General features: G+C 66.1%; 22 protein-coding genes. 8 read left to right on the top strand and 14 right to left on the bottom strand.

Annotated features, from left to right (window positions below; genetic code table 11):
- Positions 1-4 precede the first annotated feature (4 nt).
- Positions 5-904 carry a nitrilase family protein gene (locus tag G1H11_RS17335; RefSeq protein WP_163819845.1) on the bottom strand — a complete coding sequence of 300 codons (900 nt, stop codon included), beginning with the start codon at positions 902-904 and terminating at the stop codon, positions 5-7.
- A gap of 147 nt (positions 905-1,051) precedes the next feature.
- Between G1H11_RS17335 and G1H11_RS17340 the strand changes: the two genes are divergently transcribed.
- The 3 genes from G1H11_RS17340 to G1H11_RS17350 all read left to right on the top strand — a co-directional run bounded on the left by G1H11_RS17340 (position 1,052) and on the right by G1H11_RS17350 (position 2,501).
- The gene (locus tag G1H11_RS17340) at positions 1,052-1,561 is read left to right on the top strand and encodes a winged helix-turn-helix transcriptional regulator (RefSeq protein WP_163819846.1); all 510 of its coding nucleotides are present in this window, start codon (positions 1,052-1,054) and stop codon (positions 1,559-1,561) included.
- A 431-nt stretch (positions 1,562-1,992) separates the two neighbouring features.
- Positions 1,993-2,244, top strand: a complete 252-nt coding sequence (locus G1H11_RS17345; protein ID WP_163819847.1) for a type II toxin-antitoxin system Phd/YefM family antitoxin — start codon at positions 1,993-1,995, stop codon at positions 2,242-2,244.
- Entirely contained in the window at positions 2,241-2,501 is a 261-nt protein-coding gene (locus tag G1H11_RS17350; RefSeq protein ID WP_163819848.1) for a Txe/YoeB family addiction module toxin, read from the top strand. The genes G1H11_RS17345 and G1H11_RS17350 overlap by 4 nt, the downstream gene beginning before the upstream one ends.
- Here the strand turns inward: G1H11_RS17350 and G1H11_RS17355 are convergent.
- From G1H11_RS17355 to G1H11_RS17380, 6 genes are all read right to left on the bottom strand, one after another.
- Positions 2,489-2,647 (bottom strand): hypothetical protein, encoded by a 159-nt coding sequence (locus tag G1H11_RS17355; protein WP_163819849.1) that lies wholly within the window; start codon positions 2,645-2,647, stop codon positions 2,489-2,491. The genes G1H11_RS17350 and G1H11_RS17355 overlap by 13 nt on opposite strands.
- A gap of 50 nt (positions 2,648-2,697) precedes the next feature.
- Positions 2,698-3,537 (bottom strand): alpha/beta fold hydrolase, encoded by an 840-nt coding sequence (locus tag G1H11_RS17360; RefSeq protein WP_163819850.1) that lies wholly within the window; start codon positions 3,535-3,537, stop codon positions 2,698-2,700.
- Between the two features lie 41 nt (positions 3,538-3,578).
- Positions 3,579-3,830 carry a hypothetical protein gene (locus tag G1H11_RS25295; protein ID WP_216843862.1) on the bottom strand — a complete coding sequence of 84 codons (252 nt, stop codon included), beginning with the start codon at positions 3,828-3,830 and terminating at the stop codon, positions 3,579-3,581.
- 63 nt (positions 3,831-3,893) lie between these two features.
- Positions 3,894-4,325 (bottom strand): DUF4260 domain-containing protein, encoded by a 432-nt coding sequence (locus tag G1H11_RS17370; RefSeq protein WP_163819851.1) that lies wholly within the window; start codon positions 4,323-4,325, stop codon positions 3,894-3,896.
- 172 nt (positions 4,326-4,497) lie between these two features.
- Positions 4,498-5,217: an ABC transporter permease gene (locus G1H11_RS17375; RefSeq protein ID WP_163819852.1), complete on the bottom strand. Its 720-nt coding sequence runs from the start codon at positions 5,215-5,217 to the stop codon at positions 4,498-4,500.
- Positions 5,218-5,253: 36 nt separating this feature from the next.
- Entirely contained in the window at positions 5,254-6,135 is an 882-nt protein-coding gene (locus tag G1H11_RS17380; RefSeq protein WP_163819853.1) for an ABC transporter ATP-binding protein, read from the bottom strand.
- 335 nt (positions 6,136-6,470) lie between these two features.
- Between G1H11_RS17380 and G1H11_RS17385 the strand changes: the two genes are divergently transcribed.
- From G1H11_RS17385 to G1H11_RS17400, 4 genes are all read left to right on the top strand, one after another.
- Positions 6,471-9,221, top strand: a complete 2,751-nt coding sequence (locus G1H11_RS17385; RefSeq protein WP_216843863.1) for an AAA family ATPase — start codon at positions 6,471-6,473, stop codon at positions 9,219-9,221.
- A 440-nt stretch (positions 9,222-9,661) separates the two neighbouring features.
- A complete protein-coding gene (locus G1H11_RS17390) occupies positions 9,662-10,390 on the top strand; it encodes a flavodoxin family protein (RefSeq protein WP_163819854.1) in 729 nt (242 codons plus the stop codon).
- Positions 10,391-10,415: 25 nt separating this feature from the next.
- Complete coding sequence (locus tag G1H11_RS17395; RefSeq protein ID WP_163819855.1) at positions 10,416-11,372, top strand: DUF5996 family protein; 957 nt, start codon at positions 10,416-10,418, stop codon at positions 11,370-11,372.
- 91 nt (positions 11,373-11,463) lie between these two features.
- Complete coding sequence (locus G1H11_RS17400; protein ID WP_163819856.1) at positions 11,464-12,237, top strand: SDR family NAD(P)-dependent oxidoreductase; 774 nt, start codon at positions 11,464-11,466, stop codon at positions 12,235-12,237.
- A 38-nt stretch (positions 12,238-12,275) separates the two neighbouring features.
- On the opposite strand, the gene G1H11_RS17405 is transcribed toward G1H11_RS17400, so the two are convergent.
- Together G1H11_RS17405 and G1H11_RS17410 are read right to left on the bottom strand one after the other, a co-directional pair.
- A complete protein-coding gene (locus tag G1H11_RS17405; protein ID WP_163819857.1) occupies positions 12,276-12,953 on the bottom strand; it encodes a MerR family transcriptional regulator in 678 nt (225 codons plus the stop codon).
- Positions 12,953-14,161 carry an MFS transporter gene (locus G1H11_RS17410; protein WP_163819858.1) on the bottom strand — a complete coding sequence of 403 codons (1,209 nt, stop codon included), beginning with the start codon at positions 14,159-14,161 and terminating at the stop codon, positions 12,953-12,955. Before G1H11_RS17410 ends, G1H11_RS17405 begins: the two co-directional genes overlap by 1 nt.
- A gap of 151 nt (positions 14,162-14,312) precedes the next feature.
- Here G1H11_RS17410 and G1H11_RS17415 point away from each other — a divergent pair, with 151 nt between their 5' ends.
- A complete protein-coding gene (locus tag G1H11_RS17415; protein ID WP_163819859.1) occupies positions 14,313-15,083 on the top strand; it encodes an isocitrate lyase/PEP mutase family protein in 771 nt (256 codons plus the stop codon).
- Between the two features lie 33 nt (positions 15,084-15,116).
- Here G1H11_RS17415 and G1H11_RS17420 read toward each other — a convergent pair whose 3' ends face one another.
- The 5 genes from G1H11_RS17420 to G1H11_RS17440 form a co-directional block, all read right to left on the bottom strand.
- Positions 15,117-15,872: a GOLPH3/VPS74 family protein gene (locus G1H11_RS17420; RefSeq protein WP_216843864.1), complete on the bottom strand. Its 756-nt coding sequence runs from the start codon at positions 15,870-15,872 to the stop codon at positions 15,117-15,119.
- 61 nt (positions 15,873-15,933) lie between these two features.
- Positions 15,934-16,317: a DUF2252 family protein gene (locus tag G1H11_RS17425; RefSeq protein WP_425501246.1), complete on the bottom strand. Its 384-nt coding sequence runs from the start codon at positions 16,315-16,317 to the stop codon at positions 15,934-15,936.
- Between the two features lie 196 nt (positions 16,318-16,513).
- Positions 16,514-17,785 (bottom strand): glutaminase, encoded by a 1,272-nt coding sequence (locus G1H11_RS17430; protein ID WP_163819861.1) that lies wholly within the window; start codon positions 17,783-17,785, stop codon positions 16,514-16,516.
- Positions 17,786-18,275: 490 nt separating this feature from the next.
- Positions 18,276-19,970 (bottom strand): CE1 family esterase, encoded by a 1,695-nt coding sequence (locus G1H11_RS17435; RefSeq protein ID WP_163819862.1) that lies wholly within the window; start codon positions 19,968-19,970, stop codon positions 18,276-18,278.
- Between the two features lie 354 nt (positions 19,971-20,324).
- A complete protein-coding gene (locus tag G1H11_RS17440; protein WP_174257717.1) occupies positions 20,325-20,909 on the bottom strand; it encodes a dihydrofolate reductase family protein in 585 nt (194 codons plus the stop codon).
- Positions 20,910-21,295 lie beyond the last annotated feature (386 nt).

A 21,295-nucleotide genomic window follows, 5' to 3' on the forward strand; every position in this document is an offset into this window, starting at 1 on the left:
GACGTCACCTCGGTAGCGGAGCGCGGTCGCCGTAGCCGAGCATCTGGTCGTATAGGTCGGTACGACGATCCCGATGCAGGTCGTTGAGCTGGTTCCAGATCGGAGCCGTTCGCGCCGCCGTCAGGTCGACGTCCGCGTAGATGATCGTGTCCTCGTCCGGGCCGGCGATCCGATCGATCGGCCACCCGTTGGTCCCGGCGATCAACGAGTTGCCCATGAACCCCGCACCGCGTTCCTGGCCGATCCGGTCCGCCGTGGCGATAAAGACGTTGTTGGCGTGGGCCGCCGTGATGGTTAGGTACGCCGCCATGCAGACACCGCTCGCGTCGTACAGAGGTGGAGGCGTCCAGACCCAACCGGTGGGTACGCATATGATGTCCGCACCCATCTGCGCCACGATCCGGGCGGTCTCCGGGAACCAGATGTCCCAGCACACGAGCAACCCAATCCGGCCGATCTTGGTGTCAAACACCGAGAATCCCTCATCACCTGGCGTGAACCACAACTTCTCGGTGTTCCACAGATGCGTCTTGCGGTATCGACCGATGTATCCCTCCGGGCCGACCAGGACAGCGGTGTCGTAGAGCTTCACGCCGTCACGCTCCGCCACACAGCCCACGATGTACACGTTGCGTTCGGCCGCGATCCGCGCGAACGACTCCACCGTGGGCCCGTCCGGCACAGCCTCAGCGTGGGCGTATGCCTCATCGCGGCTCTCGAACACGTAACCGGTGGTCGCCAGCTCCGGGAGAACAATCAGACCTGCTCCGGCGTCCGCCGCCGCCGTCAGCCGCTGCTCCACCGCCACCGCGTTGGCCTTGAGGTTCTCGACCCCGACCCGCGGCTCGAACTGAACGACTGCAACCCGTACCGGGCTCACTCTCGAATTCGCCTGTGCCGTCATGACCCTGGTCTCCTCGCTTGTCGCCGTAAACTGGTTTCATATTGAAACCACGTTGAACGGAGCCTAGAGGAACTGGTCTATACTTGCAACCACTTGGCAGCCATGAATTTCGCGGCGGCCCCGCCGCATCCACCAAGGGAGACACGAATGCCTCAGCGCGTGACTCACGAGCGAGCAGAATGCCCCGTCGCCAGGGCGGTCGACGTCATGGGCGACCGCTGGTCTCTGCTCATCGTCCGTGACGCATTCGACGGCATCAGACGGTTCAGCGAGTTTCAGCGGAATCTCGGCCTCGCGAAGAACATCCTCTCGTCGCGGCTGCGAGAACTCGTCGCGCACGACATCCTCGAGATACGCCCGGCCCCCGACGGGGGCGCCTACCATCAGTACGCCTTGACTCAGAAGGGGCGTGACCTCTTCGTCGTCCTGGTCAGTCTGCGGCAGTGGGGCGAAGACCACCTCTTCGAAGACGCCGAACCCCATTCGCTTCTGCTCGACACAAAGAACAACAGACCAGTCCGGAAACTCGAGGTCACTGACGATGCCGGGCGCGTCCTCAATCCCTCCGAGGCTTTTGTCCGCAAGGTCACGAAGGCCCGGGCGTCCTCGCCGACGCATGGAGCATCGCAGCTGACAAGAAGCCACGTAGATCGATGACCCGATCGATCGAAGACTCCACTCCCTGCTGATCCGATGGCTCGCTCACGACACGGCGGTGAGACCATCCGCCCCGTCTAGAGATCTTCTGTGAGTCCCCCGTGGCCGGGAGATAGTGGGGCGATGGCTCTCGGCAGGAGCACCGGATTCTCAGAGCTCCCAGAAGCGCTCAGAGACCGGTCAGGCCAGCCCGTCAGGATTCCCACAGGCCGAACAGACGACGTCCCAACGGTCGCTGGCGATCCTCTTCCAGACATGATTCCTCTACGTCTGGAAGGAGACGCTGCACCGCGCACAAGACCGCTTCCAGGAGAACCAGGCACCCGGCGCCGAGCAGAAGCGGAACCGGGGGCTCCGACGCTCCGACCCATGTTGCCCCACCACGCCAACGCGGCGTACAATTTCTTGTACGCCCAGAGGAGAGTGAAGCAATGCGCACCATGACCTACTCCGAATCCCGAGCCAAGTACGCCGAAACCCTGAACTCCGTTGTCGACAACCGCGAAGAGGTCGTCATCACCCGCGCCGGACACGAACCCGTCGTCATCGTGTCGCTCGACGACTACGAATCTCTCAAGGAGACCGCCTACCTGCTACGCAGCCCGGAGAACGCTCGGCGGCTGCTCGGCGCGATCGAGCGGCTCGAAGCCGGCGAAGGAACGGCCCGGGACCTGGTCGAGTGAAACTCATCTGGGACGAGAACGCCTGGAACGACTACATCTGGTGGCAAACCCAGGACCGCAAGATCCTCAAACGAATCAACACCCTCATCAAAGACATCGACCGCAACGGCAACGACGGCATCGGCAAACCCGAACCCCTCAAACACGGCTTCCAAGGCTACTGGTCCCGCCGCATCACCGACGAACACCGCCTCATCTACAAAATCACCGAACACGAGATCCGCATCGCCGCCTGCCAATACCACTACAGCCCGTAGTCACGCAGGCACCGTCCGACGGATCGGAACCGGTCGAACACCACGCGCTTGCGGTCCCTGGCGATACGCGCGCCGTCCCCGCCAGCGCGGATCGTCAGGCGATCCTCCAGAGGGCGGCGGAACGCCGGAGCAGTGCCATACTTCACGCCCGCAAGCCGCGCTGGCGGCTACACGATCACAGTGACCTCCCGTCAACTCAGCCGAGAAAGGCGCGCAGGGCGGCGTTGACGTCATCGGCGTGGGTCCAAAGCAGCCCGTGCGGGGCGCCTTCGACCTCCACGTACTGTGCCTCGGGCAGGGCTTGGCGGAAGCGGCGTGCTGTGACGTCGATGGGAAGGATCCTGTCGGCGGTGCCGTGCAAGATCAGCGCCGGCTTGCCGCTGTCGCGGACCGCCTCGACGTCGGCGCGGAAGTCCTCGATCCACGAGGAGACGACGGCATAGGCCGCCACGGGAGCGCTCGAGACGGCGACATTCCAGCTGGCGGTGACTGCCTCCTGGCTGATCCGGCTGCCGAGGTTCTCGTCGAGGTTGTAGAAGTCGGAGAAGAACTGGGTGTACCAGGCGTAGCGGTCACCCTTCGCGGCGGCCTCGATTCCGTCGAAGACCTTCTGCGGCACGCCCTCGGGGTTGTCGTCGCGGGCGACGAGGAAAGGCTCCAGCGAGGCGAGGAAGGCGAGCTTCGCGACCCGCTCGTGGCCGTACCGCGCGATGTAGCGGGCCAGTTCCCCCGTGCCCATCGAGAACCCGACCAGGATGACGTCGCGGAGATCGAGGGTCTCCAGCACAGTGTTCAGATCGGCGGCAAAGGTGTCGTAGTCGTAGCCGGAACCGACCTTCGCCGAGTCCCCGAACCCACGGCGATCGTAGGTAATGACGCGGTACCCGGCAGCAAGCAGCTCACGTGTCTGGAGCTCCCAGCTATGACCGTTGAGCGGGTACCCGTGGATGAGGACAACCGGCTGGCCCCCACCCTGATCCTCGTAGTACAGCTCGATCGGAGTGCTGTTCTCGTTTCCGACGGTGATGAATCCCATGATGTTCATCCTTTTCTTGAGTTGAGCGCGAATATTCACTCTCATTGACGAACCTGGTCGTGACCCTCCCGTTCGTCTGTTGTTCGATCCTCGATGTCCGCCGCGCCGGTCATTGATCGCTGGCGGCCATGCCAGCCGGGTCGTGGCGGTCCCCGGCGGGCACGGGCTGCGTCCAGTGCCCAGTGGATATGCGCGATCGACGCGGTGTCGCCGCTACCGGCGCCGGTGAAGAACGCCGACATCCCCAGGCCGATTCGCGAGACATCGAGTCCGTTGAGCGAGATGGTCGTCATTGCAGTAGCCCTCCCCCCTGACGCCGTCCAGAAGTAGAGCTCGGGTGGCAGTCCCGCGACGGCTCATCGGCGCGGTTCCCCCATGGACGGGCGATCTGGGTCACCATGCACCGGGTCCTTGCCGATTCGTCCGAGATGGGTATGCCTGAAGGCGTCCGGCATCTTCAAGCCGTAGCCGAGGGCACGGTCAACGCCCACGTGGAAGGCCCACGCACAGGCCAGGACCCCGGCTGTCGTCGAAAGGACCGGAAACGCAGGCTCCGTCACGAGTGCGGTCATGCCCACGATGGCCGGAAACGCAAAGTTGTGGACCAGGTTGTACGACGTCGCCCCCGCGGCGGTCGACCGCACGTATCCCAACATCGACAGGTCGAACACGAGGAAAGCAGCAAGCAGCACCCACCACCACGCGGGATACAGCACTACGACAGCGCCAACGGCGAGCAGCGCCACGGCCCCCGCTTCGACCCGTTGAGTGATGTGGACCTGTCTCATGAGGCCTCCAAGCAACCAATGCGACGCCATGCCGCGCTTCTCAGGTCCAGGCCTGACTGCCCCTGGGTGTGGGAGATGTCCCGTCCGTTGAGCGAACCGGTCTTCATCGCAGCAGTCCTCTTATTCGTTCGTGGTTCAACAGTGGACTTCGGGCACGAAGCCCACGTCGAGGTCATCGACGCGGTTCCCAGCGGAACATTTTCGCGGCGAGCGCGGCTGCCACGACGACCCATGCGAGGGTGGGAGCCAGTAGCAGGAGAGATTCGGTGAGGGGAACGCCGCCGTTCCAGGCGTTGACGACCAGTTCGGTGGCCGAGCCCCCGGGGAGCAGCCGCTTGAGCAGGGTGAGGTCCTCGGTGCCGGTGATCCCGACCCAGCTCGCGACTGCAATCACAGACAGGCTCACCGGCAGTGTGGTCACCTGGGCGTGCTCCGGGGAGTTCGTCAGTCCTGCGGTTGCCAACGCCAGGCCGACCATCATGGCGATCATGGCCAGGATCGCCACGGCGAGGAGCGGGACATCAGCCGGTTCGGTGGCCACGACGCCGAGCACGATCAGGATCACGACCATCTGGACGAGTGCGATAGCGACGATCGGCAGGACCAGTCCGGTGATGATGCCGGCGTCGCCCGCGGCGGTGGAGCGTAGCCGTTTGAGGAACAGGTTCTGCCGGCGCGATGCCAGGGTCGTCACCGCGGTGGTGTAGAGGCCGAAGGCCATCACGGTGAACAACACGATCGCCGCGATGTAGCCGAGGCTTGCGAGGTCGGCGAAGACCTCGTGCTGATAGACGAAGTACGCACTGACAGCCACCGGGATCACCAGACCGGTGACCAGCACCAGCCGGTTCCGGAAAATTTGGATCAGCTCACTGCGAGCGATCGCTAACATGCTCGTAAGTCCTTTCGTGGCGACGCGTTGTGGGACTCAGTCACGGCTGATGGCGCGGAAGACGTCGTCGAGGCGGGTCGGGCCGGCCTGCAGTTCCCGTAGCTCAACTCCGGTATGGTGCGCCCAGCCCAGTAGGCGGTAAAGGTCCTCCTGCAGGCCGAATGTCTCGATGTGGAAAGATCCGTTGACACGCGCAATGTCGATCGGCGGCTCGGGAGCGCCGACCGGAAGGGCGAAGCTAATGACCGACGGGAGGGCCTGTGTCAGCTCGACGACCGTTCCCTCCTGACGCAACGTGCCCTGGTGCATGAGCCCGATGCGGTCGGCGCGCTGCTGCGCCTCCTCCAGGTAGTGGGTGGTCAGCACGATCGTGGCTCCGTCTTCGCGTAGCCGGTCCACTGCGGCCCACAGCGCGTCGCGGGACTGGACGTCCAGGCCGGTCGTCGGCTCGTCCAGGACGATCAGCTCGGGCCCGCCATACACCGCGGTAGCGAAGTCGAGACGCCGCTTTTCGCCACCGGACAACTGAGACACGCGGGTGCCGGCCTTGCCGGTGAGGTCAACGAGGTCCAGCACTCGGTCGACCGTGTCTGATCGTCCGGTGAGCCGGCCGATCAGCCGAACCGACTCCGTGACGGTGAGGTCCGGGGAGAACCCGCTCTCCTGCAGCATGATTCCCATCCTGGGACGCACCGCGCGGCGATCCGTGGGGCTCTCGCCGAACACACGCACCGCCCCCGACGACGCCGTCCTGTGTCCTTCGATGACCTCCAGAGCTGAGGTCTTGCCCGCTCCGTTGGTGCCCAGCAACGCGTACAACTCCCCTCGCTCGACGCGAAACGAGAGATCCTTCACGGCATGAAAATCGCCGTAGCTGAGGTTCAGTCTGTCAACGTCGATGACAGCACTGGCGGACATGGCGGTTCCTTTCGCGTCAACGGTCCCGAGCGGATGAGGTCCGGCGCTGATCCGGACATTTGCTGATCGTGGCCGTGTCTACAGGCTGGCATCGGTGGCGGCGCCTTCGCGTCGGTGGAAGCCCCTGATGTCTTCGCCGATGGCCACCGTGCCGCGAGGTGGATGGTCGCTGCCAGGCGCGCCAGACCGGCACCAGGGTCGGTGTGCGCGCTGGCACGGCATGCCGGCTGCCGGATCGCCGACCCGTCCACGGTTGAGAACCGGCGCTAGCGGGTGCGGTTCGCATCGGTGACAATTACCTACACCTCTACCTAGTACAGTGGCGACAGACTCGGGTGGGAGTGAAACTGGCGAACCTTCTGGGCCGGCGCGCAGAGCGCGAAACGGTCAAGCAACTGCTCGCCCAGGCGCACGCGGGGCACAGCAGCGTGCTTGTTGTGCGCGGAGAAGCGGGCATTGGCAAGACGGCGCTGATAGAGCACGCCCACCACACCGCGGCTCCCATGGGGTTCCGGGTGGAGAGTTCGATTGGGGTGGAATCTGAGACTCAGTTCGCGTTCGCGGGTCTTCACCAGCTGTGCGGAGCGCTGCTGGACCGCCTGGGTGCGCTGCCCGACCCACAGCAGGCCGCCCTCGGCGTGGCGTTCGGACAACGAGCCGGTGCGACGCCGGACCGGTTCCTGGTCGCGCTGGCCGTCCTCAACCTGCTGGCCGAAGTCGCCGAGGAGACACCGCTGCTTTGCCTGGTCGACGATGCACAATGGCTCGACCAGGCAACCGCTCAGGTCCTGGCGTTCGTGGCGCGCAGGGTGGCGGCCGAGCGGGTAGCACTGGTGTTCGCGCTGCGCGACCACGGCGAAGGCGACGTTCGCCCGTTCTCCGGACTGCCCCAGCTGCGCCTGGACGGGCTCGGCGAGACCGATGCGCGGGCGCTGCTGGCTGCCGCGGTCCCCACACCGCTGGATGACGGGGTGCGCGACCGGATCATCGCCGAAGCGCGCGGCAACCCCCTGGCGCTGTTGGAGCTACCCCACAACACGCAGCCGACACAGTTGGCCGGAGGGTTCGAGCTGCCCGACACGCTCAGCGTGCCACACCGCATCGAAGACGCCTTCCAGCACCGCTCGGGTAGCCTTCCCGCCGAGACACAACTGCTGCTGCTGGTCGCCGCGGCCGAGCCGACCGGTGAGGTGGCGCTGCTCTGGCGCGCGGCCGAGCACTTGGGGATCGCCCGCGAGGCGGCCGCACCCGCGGAAGCCGCCGGGCTGCTCGAGATCGATACCCGGGTGCGGTTTCGCCATCCACTGGCACGTTCGGCGGTCTACCGGGCGGCGACGCCGCCGGACCACCGCCGCGTGCACAGCGCATTGGCCGCCGCGACCGATCCGCGCACCTACCCGGACCGGCGCGCCTGGCATCGCGCACAGTCGGTCCTAGGCACCGACGAGGAAGTCGCCGCGGAGCTGGAGCGCTCGGCGGATCGGGCACGCGCCCGCGGAGGGCTGGCCGCAGGTGCGGCGTTCCTGCAGCGTTCGGCAACCCTCACCCCCGATCGCGCCACCCGTGCCCGGCGAGCGCTGGAAGCCGCCCGCGCCAAGCACGACGCCGGTGCGTCCGAAAGCGCGCGGGAACTGCTCACAGCGGAGGTTGGGCCGCTGGATCCCCTCCAACGTGCGCGCCTCGACTTGCTGCGAGCCCAGATCGCGTTCCACCTGACACGAGGCACCGAGGTACCGGGCATGCTGATGGATGCCGCCAAGGCACTCGCCCCGCTGGACGCCGCGCTGTCCCGCGAGACCTACCTGCATGCGCTGGACGCGGCGATCATCAACGGCGGCGGCGACGCGGTTCGTGTCGCCGAAGCGGCGCTGGCCGCTCCCGCTCCTGGGGTACCGACGCGACCGGTGGACCTGCTGCTCGACGGGCTCGCGACGACCTTGACGAGAGGATATGCGGCAGGAGCACCGGGGCTGCGGCGCGCTCTGGAAGCATTCCGCGACAGCCCGCACACCAGATCCGTGCAGAACAGCCAGAGCGACAGCTGGCTGTGGCTGGCCGGGCGCAACGCGGTTGCGGTCCTCGACGACGATCTGCTCTACGTGCTGGCCAGCCGTAACGTCCAGCTGGCTCGTGAAGCCGGTGCGCTGGCGACGCTCCCCGCCGCGCTGAGCTTCCTGTCCATCACGTCAGTCCTGATGGGCGATCTCGCCCGCGCCGGCGAGCTGGCCACCGAGGCAACAGCGATCACCCAGGCGACCGGGGGCGTGCCGTTGCACCATGCTCACGTCATTCTGAGCGCCTCGCGTGGTGACCAGGCTGAGACAACCGCGCTCAACGCCATCATTGCCCAAGCGAACATCTACCCCGAGGAGGGTGTAGAGGTTTCCCTGGCCCAGTACGCGGTGGCAATACTTCACAACGGACTAGGCAACTATGCGGCCGCGCAGGACGCAGCGGCGAGGGCGTGCAGATCCGACGAACTGTCCATCAGCAGCGCGGGCCTGCCCGAGCTCATCGAGGCTTCCGTACGCGCCGGCGAGCCGGAACGCGCGGCGGCCGCACTGGAGCGGTTCAGCTCACGGGCGGGTGCGTGCGCCACCTCGTGGGCACTCGGCCTGCAGGCACGCTCACGAGCGCTGACCAGCACCGGGCCCGCCGCCGAGAAGCACTACCGCGAGGCGATCGAACAGCTCCGAAACTGCCGCATAATCACCCACCTCGCCCGCACTCACCTCGTCTACGGCGAGTGGCTCCGCCGCGAAGGTCGTCGCCAGGACGCCAGAGAACAACTCCGCACCGCCCACCAACTGCTGTCGGACATGGGCGCGGAAGCGTTCGCCGAGCGCGCCGCTCGCGAACTTCGCGCCACAGGCGAGCACCCACGCAAACGCACCACCCAACCCACTGACGCGCTCACCGCCCACGAGCTGCACATCGCCCGGTTGGTAGCCACCGGCGCCACATCCCGAGAAGTCGGCGCGCAACTGTTCCTCAGCCCACGCACGATCGAAGCCCACCTGCGCAACATCTTCCGCAAGCTCGGCATTACATCCCGCCAACAACTCAGGAAAATGCAACTTCCCTGACCAGACAGGCAGGTGGCTGTCGGCCGGTCTCGCGCCCGCGCGCTGGCTCACGAGAATCGCCCCGGCGCAGGGTCCAAATCAGGCCGCTCATCCGAAAACAGGTTGGGACCCGTTAGGGGCTGACCCGCCTAGGCAATTTTCACTGACGCGAGCTGCGACCGGCAGCGTAGTGAGAGCAGGGATCTTCACCGACGCGAAAGGGCGGTCTGCGGCGCGATTCTAGAGACGTCGCGACCGCTCCGGCACCGTCGAGACGGGAGGAACCGTCGTTATCCCGACCTGACGTGCCTGTTGCCGCCGGCGGATGTTCGACTGCGGATTACGGCCCCGTCACCGCACCGACAACAGGAAGGCTCTATGACCATGTCCACCGACGTCAACGTGACGAGGGATCCGGACCGGCAGCGCTACGCCGCCTCCGCTGGCGACGAGGAGCCGACATGACTGGCCCGGAATCGGCCGTGCCGCCTCGGTTCGCCGGCCTGCGAGCCCTCTTCATCAACGCGACGCTGAAGCGCTCACCGGAAGCCAGCCACACCGCGGGGCTCGCGCGCGTGAGCAGCACCATCATGCAAGAGAACGGCATCGAGGTCGAAGAGGTCCGGGCGGTCGACCACGACATCGCCACCGGGTTGTGGCCGGACATGACCGAGCACGGTGCCGACGTCGACGAGTGGCCAGCGATCTACCAGAAGGTGATGAGCGCGGACATCCTGGTCCTTGCGGGGCCGATCTGGCTCGGGGACAACAGCTCGGTGATGAAGCGGGTCATCGAACGGCTCTACGGCTGCTCCACCTCGCTCAACGACGCCGGTCAGTACGCTTATTACGGTCGCGTCGCGGGATGTGTGATCACCGGCAACGAGGACGGGGTCAAGCATTGCGCCATGAACGTGCTCTACAGCCTGCAACACTTGGGCTTCACCATTCCGCCGCAGGCCGACGCGGGCTGGATAGGAGCTGCCGGCCCGGGCCCGTCCTACCTCGACGCCGGGTCCGGTGGTCCGGAGAACGACTTCACCAACCGCAACACCGCCTTTATGACCTACAACCTCATGCACCTCGCGGCGATGCTGCGCGCCGCGGGCGGCGTCCCAGCGTACGGGAACCGACGCAGCGAGTGGGACGCCGGCCGTGCCCCCGACCAGACCAACCCCGAGCACCGGTAGCCCACGCCGCCGGGAAGGAGAACTCATGGCAACGCAGATCGGCGCACCGCAGGACTGGCCGCGGCTGCGGGTCGACGACTGGACCGACACCCGCGACACCCTGCACATGTGGACCCAGGTCGTGGGCAAGATCCGGCTCTCGCAGGCTCCCCTGCTCAACCATTGGTGGCAGGTCACCCTGTACGTCAGCCCCCGCGGGCTGACCACCGGCGCGATCCCCTACCGCGGCGGATCCTTCGACCTCGAGTTCGACTTCGTCGAACACCGCCTCAGGGTGCGCAGCAGTGCGGGTGAGGAGCGGTTCGTCGGCCTGTCGTCACGTCCGGTCGCCGACTTCTATGGCGAGACCATCACGGCCCTCGCACAGCTGGGCATCGAGACGACGATCGACGCCCGGCCCAACGAGGTGGACCCGGCGATCCCGTTCGCCCACGACGACCAGCACGCGACCTACGACCCCGAGGCCGCCCACCTGTTCTGGCAGCAGCTGCTGCAGGCCGACCGCGGGCTCGGTGAGTTCCGCTCCCACTTCGTGGGCAAAGTCAGCCCGGTGCACTTCTTCTGGGGCGCCATGGACCTGGCGTGCACCCGGTTCTCCGGCCGGGACGCGCCCGAGCACCCCGGTGGCGCCCCCAACTGCGGCGACTGGGTGATGGTCGAGGGCTACTCCCGCGAACTGAGCAGTGCCGGCTTCTGGCCGGGCGGGGGCGAGGAGGGCGCGTTCTACGCCTACGCCTACCCCGAGCCCGACGGCTTCCCCGAGCACCCGGTGGCACCGGACGCGGCGTACTACAGCGTCGAGAACGGCCAGTTCCTTCTGCCGTACGAGGCGGTGGCGGAGGCCGACGACCCGGACCAGGCCTTGGCTCAGTTCCTGCACTCCACCTACCTGGCCGCCGCCGACCTGGGCGGCTGGGACCGCAAGCGCCTGGAGGACGACCCGGCCAGGTGGCCGCAGCACCGACCCGGACAGAAGGACTGAGCATGTGCCAGCAGGCAATCGCCACGCGGCGAGCTCACGCTTCCTGCCGGCCCACCCGAAGTCCGAAGAACCGCCAAACGGAGGCTTCACCATGACCACTCAAAGACAGCGAGTCGCCATCGTCACCGGCACGGGAAGCGCACACGGAATCGGGTTCGCGGCAGCTCGTCGTCTCGGCGCCGGCGGAAGTCGTGTGGTTGTCACATCAACGACAGATCGCATCTTCGAGCGGGTCACAGAACTGCGCGGCGCCGGTATCCGAGCGGAAGGGGTGGTCGCCGACCTCACTGATCAGACCGGTGTGGACGCCGTCGTCACGTGCGCGTCGGATTCGTTCGGCGGCGTGGACATCCTCGTCAACAACGCCGGAATGACTTCCGTGTCCGACTCGTATGCTTCGGGCGCGGTCGACGGGCTATCCCTCGACAACTGGCATGCCTCGCTCGATCGAAACCTGACCACGTCGTTCCTGATGATCCGCGCGGTGGCGGGCCTTATGCAGGCTGCCGGCTACGGCCGCATCGTCAACGTGTCATCGGTGTCGGGGCCCGTCGCCGCTTACGCCGGCGATGTTGCCTACCACGCGGCGAAGGCCGGCATTGTCGGACTGACGCGCGCGACGGCGATCGACACGGCCGCGGCGGGCATCACGGTGAACGCCGTCGCTCCGGGGTGGATCGACACTTCATCCGCCTCCGATCGCGAGCGGGCGATGGGCGCGGCCACACCCGTCGGCCGGTCCGGCACCGCGGATGAGGTAGCGTACGCGATTGCGTTCCTCGCCGGTGAAGGCGCGTCGTACATCACGGGTCAGGTAATCACGGTCGACGGAGGTAACTCCATCAGCGAAGAGCGCGGGCGCTGAAACCGCAAGCGAAGCCGCCACTCCGCTCCGACCGGTGATCACTCCTGCCGACGCACCAACTCTTTCTGCCGGTCGTTCAGGTCGCGTTCCACCAGGTTGAGGATGAGCTGAGACTGCTCTTCCGTCAACGGTGGCAGATCACCTGTGAACTCTGTGAGCAACGACCGCACCCACAATGTGAGCTCCTCGAGTTCGCTGTCCGTGGAGGTCTCGTCGATGGCGTCGAACCGTTCCTGCGTCGACACCAAAGCCGACCGCAGCTTTGGCTCCAGCAGTGCATCGGCCAAGAGATCGATCTGTGGGTGATCCTTGTAGAGGTGAGCGAGCAGAATCGCGGTAGGGACGTCGGTGGACGTGAGGCTGAGCGCGGCGGCGACTCTCGACAGGCCGACGTGGTGACCCGCTCGCGCCCGGGCGAGCCGCTCGCGCTGTTCCGTGAGCGCGGCGATCCGTGCCGCCAGAGCACGATCGACCTCGTCGAGAGCCTCGTCAGTGGTGGCGGACGCGGAGTCGGCGGCGACAGCTCCGGCCTGTGCCAGCGACAGGCCGGAGCTGGTGAGTTGGTTGATCCTCAACACCGCCACCAGGTGGTCGACGGTGTAGTCCCGATACCCGTTGGACCGCCGCGGCGGCTCCGGCAGCACACGAGCCTGGTGGTAGTAGCGGATTGTCCGGATCGTCACGCCGGCAAGCTCGGCTAGTTCTCCAATGCGCATCAGACTCGCACCTGCTCAAGACTGCGGATGCGCCGGTTGAACAGGGCTACTGTGACCGCGATGATCCACAGCACCGCGAAGACCGTCGTGGCGAGGTGAAGGCTGCCGAACTCGATGAGTAGTGCCGCAGCACCGATACCCGCCGGAGGGACCAGGGTCATGATGGCGTTCTGTGCTCCCAGCACTTTGCCTCGTTGACCTTCGTCGACGTTCTCGACGAAGGTCAACCCAACCACGGCATTCATGCCGCCGCCGCCGAGGCCCACGATCGCCGCGCCGGTGAAGATCGACCACACCGGACCCAGTATGCCAATAACAGCGAAACCTATCGCGACGATGACGGCACCGGTGACGAACCATGTACGACGCGGGATCCGGTTGCCGAGAGCGGCGAACAGACCGCCGCCGACGAGCAGGCCCGCCGCAAGTGCGCTGAGCACGAAGCCGACGAACTGGGGCTCGTCCTGGAAAGCGAAGTGAACGGGGATCACCATGCCCTGCGTGGCGGCCAGCACGACCGCGAGCGTCACCCCCAGCAGGAGCATTGCGCGCAGCAGCGGCGAGCGGAACAGGATCACCAGACCGAGGAACAGCGATCCGGCTCGCCGGGTCGTCGCGCGGTCGCGTTCCTGCGGATGCGCCGTTGCCCGCGACGGAACGGCAAGCGTCAGGATGGCCGCCAGTGCTGCCGTACCGGAGGTGATCCACAACACGGTCACCGGTTCCAGGGCCGCGACGAGAGTTCCCGCGACCGCCGGGCCCAACAGCAGGGCCACACCGGCCAGCGATTCTCGTAGACCGATGAGCCGGGCGGGATCGATGCCGGCGGCTCTGGCGATCGCCGGAACCATCGCCTCCCGGGCGGTGATACCGGGAACGTCTCCGAAGGAGCTCAAGACAGCCACCGCGATGAACCACCCCAGGCTCAGCCCGATCGTAAGGTCGATGATCGGCAGGATGAGCAATGCCATGGCCGAGATGAGATCGGAGAGAATCGCGGCCGTCCGACGGTTGATCCGGTCGACAAGCGAGCCCATGAGGAGCCCTGCGAGGGCGGCGGGCACCGCTGCCGCGATCGCTACGGCCCCGGCACCAAGTGGGCTGCCGGTGGTGAACAGCACCAGCAATGGCAGAGCGATACCGGTGACCGAGTTGCCCAGCAACGAGGTGCCGAACGAGGCCAGGTAGAAGACGGCGATCCGTGTCATGCGACAAGGAAAGACTATGACGTCGCGTCATAGTCAAGTTCACGTCATAGTACGTCTCGACCGGCCGAGAACAGGACCGTCGCCTGGCCGCGCGGCACCGTCGCCGGACAAGCATTCCGCCGCCCGGACCGGTTCGAGTAGCGTCGGCATCATGACCACCCCCGAGAAGGCCACCACCCTCAAGGCGCTCCACGAGGCGCCCGAGATCCTTCGCGTCGTCAACGTCTGGGACGCGATCAGCACTCGCACCGTCGCGGACCTGCCCGGCACGCGTGCGATCGGTACCGCCGGGCACTCGATCGCCGCGAGCCACGGATTCGCGGACAGTGAGATTCCCCTCGATGTCGCGCTGTCCGTGTTGACTCGGATCGTGCAGGCGACCGACCTGCCCGTGACTGCTGACCTGGACGCTGGCTTCGGGGACCCGGGCGAGTCCGTCCGCCGAGCGATCGGAGTCGGCGTCGTCGGCGCGAACGTCGAGGACCGGCTGGTTCCGCTGACGGAAGCGGTGGCGAACATCGAAACCATCGTGCAGGTCGCGGAGCAGGAGGGCATCGCCTTCCAGCTCAACGCCCGCACCGACGCGATCGTGCGTGGCGGTGACCGCCCACTTTCCGAGAGCCTGGACGACGCGGTCGAGCGTGGCCGAGCCTTCCTCGACGCCGGCGCAAGCCTCGTGTTCGTGCCCGGAGTCCTCGACCGGGATTCCACCGAGCGCCTCGTCGCGGGCCTCGGCGAGCGCAAGCTCAGCGTCATCGGCCTGCCGGGCGCGCTGTCCGCGGCCGAATACGAATCTTTGGGCGTCGCCCGTATCTCCTACGGGCCCCTCACCCAGCGTGTGGCCCTGCGTGCATTGCGGGATGTCGCCGAGGATCTCTACGCGAACGGCGCCATCCCGGAGGACACTCCGGCACTCAACTGAGACACCGGCCGCAACGGCGTTCCCGTGACCGGACTATCCACGCTGAAGGGCGGCCGAAGCAACGATGACGTTGTTCACGATGGTCGCGGTGACGGTGCGCGTGACAGCCTCTTCCGTAGCGCCCGCACCCCAGTTGCCTTCCTTGAGCTCCTCGGCGCGCGCGATGACCGTTGAGGTCCACGGGATATCGCGGTCGAATTGGGGTAGCGTTCCGCTGCCGTAGAGGAGCGCAGCGAGTGAAGCGCCCCGGACCGTGGGTTCCGCACCGTCGACGAGCACGGCGCGGACGCCGGCCATCAGTCCGTCCCGGCGCCCACTGTCGCCCTCCGCATACACAGAGGTCTTGAAAAGGCCGAACGTCGAGCGCGTGCTACGGCGGAGGTCCCCGCGCTCAACGAGTCGATCCAGCAACGGTTCACGCAGGGTCGGCCCCGTCGCGGCAAGGACGGTCTGCACGCTCCGGGGCTTGTCCGCGACATACTCCCAGCTCGCGCGGAGGAGCTGGTCCGAGGGCGGGTTGTCAGCGACGGCCTCCACGGCCATCGTCCCTAACCGCCCAGATTCCGTCCGGACGTGACCGCCAAGACCGAGGTCCGCGAGCACCGCCCCGGCGAGCGCATAGTACAAAGTGCCTTCCCCCGCAATACTCCCCGTTCCGGACTGACGACCGGAACTCGGCTGGAAGAGAAGAAGGAGAAGATCCTCCGCCAACGTCGCATTTGGACGAGCGGCAGTCTCGTTCGGCTCGCTCGAAGGAGCCGAGCGCGAATCCTCATGCTGTCCGGTCATGTGCTCAACTTCCTTTCTTGTTCCTTCGCCGTAGCCCGCGCCTCGGGACGGCACCGCCCCGTCAGCCGACCACCGTGGTGCACGTCCTACCATCCTCGTTCTGCAGCCTTGACCTCCTTGTTCGCGATTGCGGTGCGTAGATCGGCGTGATCGCGCAGGTCTGTTTGGCATGGGCGCGGGCATAGCGGAGGACGCCGTCAGCGAATGCCGCTCCTTTGCCGATGTAGCCGGCGATTGCCTCGGGGTCGCCGCTCTGCGCATGTAACTTTGCCAGCGCCTGGCCGCACATCTGAACCGTCAAGCTTGAGTGCGGCGCCGAGGCGAGGTCAGCGGCCATCACAGCAGCACCGCGCAGGTACGTCCACGGCGAGAACGCCATCCGTGCGTACCGCAACGGTAGGAGTTCGGGGCCGCGAACGGCCTCTTGTGCGCGCAGCCGCTCAATGGCTCATCTGACTGACGCTGGGGTGCCAGCGCGCCGCGGCTCGGCGCGGTGCCTGATGACGCGCGCGGCCACCGTCGCGGGCGCTGGCGGCGACCTTCTCCGATGCGCGAACGCGTGGAATCGGCTCGCTACTCATGAGTCACGCCTCTCACTACGACGGCTGTCGACCACAGTGTGCGGCAGGTTCATGGCTTGTTCAACCGGCTTGTTCAACGTCGCCGACAATGGTGACTCGGCCGCCATCGCCGGGATCGGGCTCTGGGATCATCGATTCTGGGTCGACGAGATAGACCTCGTGACCTTCCAGCGTGAGCCGACGCGCGGCCTCCAGCAGCATGCGCCGTGCCACGTCGTCGATCGAGAAGACCATCGTGAGGTCCAGTGCCACCCTGGCCTCTCTCGGTGCGGTTTCCACGATCTCCCGAAGGACTCGCTCGGCTCCGGCAAAACCGATCCCGCCCTGCAATCGGAAGACACGAATCGCGGCCGGTCCGCTGCCCCGCACGTGGTTGGATCGCACGACCGCACGCGCGGTGGCCGGGACCTCCATCACATGCAGGCCCATATCGGAGGAGAATCGTTCGAACAGCGATACGCCTCGAACGCTGTTTCCATGGGGGTCCAGCCGCGGAGAGAAGGTGGCGATGCCGATCTGACCGGGGAGCGCGCCGATCAGGCCTCCGGCCACGCCGCTCTTCGCCGGAATGCCGACCTGGGTTGCCCAGTCACCGGCAGCGTCATACATTCCACACGTGGCCATGACGCTCAGCACCTGCCGCACCACCGGCTCGTGTATCACTCGCTCGCCGGAGAGAGGATTCACCCCTCGATTGGCCAACGTCGCAGCCATCATGGCCAGATCTCGCGCCGTGACCAGCACCGAGCACTGGCGGATGTAGCCCTCGACAATGCCCCTCGGGTCGTCGGTGAGGACGTTGTAACTACGGAGCATATGCGCGATGGCGAGGTTGCGGTACGCGTTCTCCATCTCCGAGACGCACACCGCCTCATCAATCTTCAGCGGACGGCCGGCGAAGGCCGAAAGGCCCTGGACGACGCGCTCCACCCGCACTTCCGGATGCAGGTCCGCGGCGCCGGCCAGCGAGTGTACGGTGATCGCACCGGCGTTGATCATGGGATTGCGGGGACGCCCGGTGTCGCTTTCGAGGGAGATCTCGTTGAACGCCTCTCCGGAAGGCTCGACACCGACCTTGGCGAGTACAGCATCGAAGCCTCGATCAGAAAGTGCCAACGCATACGTGAACGGCTTGGAGATTGATTGGATCGTGAATTCGGTATCGATGTCCCCGGCACCGTAGACTTCACCGTCAACGGTGGCGAAGACCGCACCGAGAAGCTCCGGATCCGCTACGGCGAGTTCTGGGATGTACCCCGCTGGCGCCCCGGATGTGTCCGAGGCGACGTCCCCGAGGACCTCGGTCAGGTAGTCAGGAATCGGTGACCGCATTCGTCCTCCTTCATAACGGCGCACTCTGACGCTCCCTGCGTACCTCGTGCGAGCGCGAAGCTGAACGATGTCGACCTTAGCTCCGAATGCAGAGGTGACGGGCGCGGTCATCGTGTCCCTCCCGCCGTGACAGCAGGCTGTTCCACCAGAAGCTCACGGACCCCGTTGGCGCCAGTTGGTGCCTTGAGCGCGCATTAAGCCCACGCATCGGCGCAGGTCAGCAAAGCCTGAATCCTCTGGGTGACAAGATGTGAGCCAAGACAGGTCCTCATCTGGAGGGGATCATGCGGACTCCCGGCGACCCGAATGAGGACCTGAGGCGATGGAGGAGCGGGGACCCGCTCCTCCATCGCTACTGTGTTCGGCATCGAAGGAACGTGAAACGTTTGATCTGGCCGGGTACGCAGCTACGGCTCCTGCACCTTCCGGTTCTGCGTTCCCGGCTCTACAAGTCCCCTACGGTCACTAGAGATCAGTCGGATTCACTCGCCTAGGAGCCGAGAGCCGACAGGTCGAAGGCTCCATCCTCGATCACGACGTCACCGTCGGCCGCGCGGGAGAACTGTGACAAGAACCCCCACGCGATCTCACCCTGGGTCGGCAAGGTCTCGTGCTTCGCTCGATGCACTGCGGCGAGTGCCGTGTAGGTGTTCCCATCGCTGCTGGCGTAGGCGTTCACCCCCACCGAAACTTCCGGGAAACGACCGTCGGTGATGTCGATGGACTCATCGGCGGCGATGCCCCATACCGGGTCGGCAGCGCTGTCGTAGGTGTAGTCGTCGGTGACACCGTTCCCGGTGAAGAGGGCGGCGACGCGGGCGTCAGGAGTGTTGGGCACGCCGAACTGGTGTGGCCGCTCCGCCAGCGGTGACTCCATGCCTGCGAAATAGATCGTGGGCACGACGCCCTCCCCCGGCAGCGGCGTTGGCCCGTAGCTGGTGCCGCCCATGGGGGCCACGGCTGCGAATCGATCGGAGTACTCCTGAAGGAGCCCCCACGTCTTGGCCGCACCCATCGAGAACCCGGTGGCATACACCCGGCTCTGATCGATGTGCGGGTGCTCGGCGACCAGGTGATCCAGCAGTGTAATGATGTCTGTTGGCGACCAGGAGCCGTGCTGGTCGACGGACACGACCATGAACTCGTGCTCCGCGGCCAGATCGGTCCAACCGGCGGCCCATGCGATGTACTCGGCATGGTCGCTGCCGCCGTGGAACACCAGCACCAACGGCATACTGCCCGATTGCCGCCGCGGCGCGTACTCGAAGTACTCCATCGGCGTACCGTTCACTTCCAGCGTCTCGTGACTGACCCGCAACCCCGCCTTCTTGAAGTCGGTAATGGTGTGGATCTGCGCGGGCGAGTGGAACCGACGCTGTATCGCATGCTCGATCACCCGGTCGTAACCCTTGAGCAGCGCCGCACGATGGAACCCATCCTGCTGCTTAGTCCGTGCGGTCCCGAAGAGCCCGGCACGCCCGTTCAGTTGTTCCAGGGATGCGTTGACCTCGTTCGACCCGTTGACCACATACGCGGGAACTTCGACATCAACATCAGGCGCGATGGCAGGTTGGGTCGGGTTGGACAGGTAGACCGCCGCCGGAGTCCAGGGCCGCCCATGGTCAGCGTCGAAAGTGACGCCGGGAACCACGTGCTGCGTGACGAAGTCAGCGCCCGACCGGTCACCGAAGAGATAGACCCGAGCAACCAAGCCTGGGAACCTGCACAGCTCTTCGCCCCCGCTCACCCGGCACAGCTGACCATCAGAATCGTAGGGCTGGCCGGTGTAGCCATCGAACCGACCAAGCGCCGCCGGAATGGCCTCAGTGTCGGCGGCTGTCCAGGACTCCCCGACCGGGTTGACGAACGCGACGACACCCTGCTCAGCCTCGGCGATCTCCGCCAGACCGGACGACCCGGCCATCGCCAGCGCCTCGTCACCCGTGAGCCCACGATCGGCGAACACCATCAGGATGGGGGTCGACCTCGCCCGCAACCCCGTCCCCGGGTCCTCGGGGACGTAGACCAACAGCTCATTGCCCGTCGCCAGCTGCTCTTGGACGATGACTCCGTCCGCCGCCTTCGACTGAGCGGACACCGCCGCTCCGCTGCTGATCATGAGCAAGGACAAGGCCACAACGCACAGCGCCCGCCACACCGACCTGGGACCTGACATCTTGTTCATACGCTCCCCTGCCTCATCGTTGAGCCGACCTCTCGGCCATGACTGCGTAATGTGCAGCACGACTGCCTATAACGCAGCTTCAAACTATGGCTCGAATGTGGACGTGTCAAGGGTGCGTTAAGCCTCCCGAAACCAGCCCTTCACACTTCAAGGCGCGCGATAAGACCACGCCAAGCGGAGCAATGCAGCCAGCAAGAGGTCAAATTTGATGCCGCTAGCTGCTCACCTGCAGCCGGACAGCTGGGTGGGGTGACGAACAGGATCGATCCGGCAGGGACGTCACGATCGCCTCGGAACACAGCGCCACGAGATCCTTGGCTCGCCCGAAGCCCGCGCTGATCCGCCGTCTGGCACTCAGCGCCTGGTCTCGTACCTGGTCAGCACCACGCCGTCGGGAAACGTCCGGGTCTCCACCAGATTCAGGTTCACCCAGTTGTCCAGGGCTGTGAAGAACGGCGTGCCGCCGCCCACCAGGACCGGATGGGTGACCAACACGTACTCGTCGATCAGCCCGGCCCGCATGGCCGCCGCGGCGAGTGTGGCACCGCCGATGTCCATCGGGCCGCCGTCGTCGGCCTTGAGCCTGGTGATCTCGGTCTCCGCGTCGCCGGTCACCAGACGAGTGTTCCAGTCGACCGTGCTGGTCGTCGAGGAGAACACCACCTTCGGCATGTCCCGCCAGCGGCCGGCGAACTCAATCACCGCCGGTGTGGCACCCGGCTGCTTGTCGGCGATCGGCCAGTGAGAGCTCATCGCCTCCCACAGCTTGCGCCCATAAAGCGCCAGGCCCGTCGCGTCCACCCGGTCGGACCACCACTGGAACAGCTCGTCGCTCGGCGATGAGTCCGGTCCGTCTCCCCCACTCCAGCCAAGGTCGTCGCCGGTCGCGGCGATGTAGCCGTCCAAGCTCACGTTCATGGCGAAAGTCAGTTTCCGCATAGCGCCAGCCTCCCGTGAGTCGGTACTCGATGTACAGACCAGCACAGCGCGCAACACTCATCGGTCAGGCCACATCGGAATGCTGCGGGCCGGCAGAGGAGAACGGCCACCCGTTTCACAGGTCGTTCGCCACCCGCCAGCTCTTGGGAGCATCTCCGCCAGCACCACATAGACCGGCAGGTCTCCGCTCGCGGCCACCCGGTGAGCACATCGGAGGCCAGCGCCGAACCACCCGTGCCCATCGATCGCTGAACAAGGATCGGATCATCCCGCAATCGCTCGGTCATCACGTCGACCGTCGACACGCGGTGCTCGTCGTCGGGCGGCGGGGGGCCACCGCGCCCGCCGCCGCCCCCGGGGGCAACCGCCACAACACCGGGGGGGTA

Source organism: Phytoactinopolyspora alkaliphila (assembly GCF_010550695.1).
GTDB classification, from domain to species: Bacteria; Actinomycetota; Actinomycetes; order Jiangellales; family Jiangellaceae; genus Phytoactinopolyspora; species Phytoactinopolyspora alkaliphila.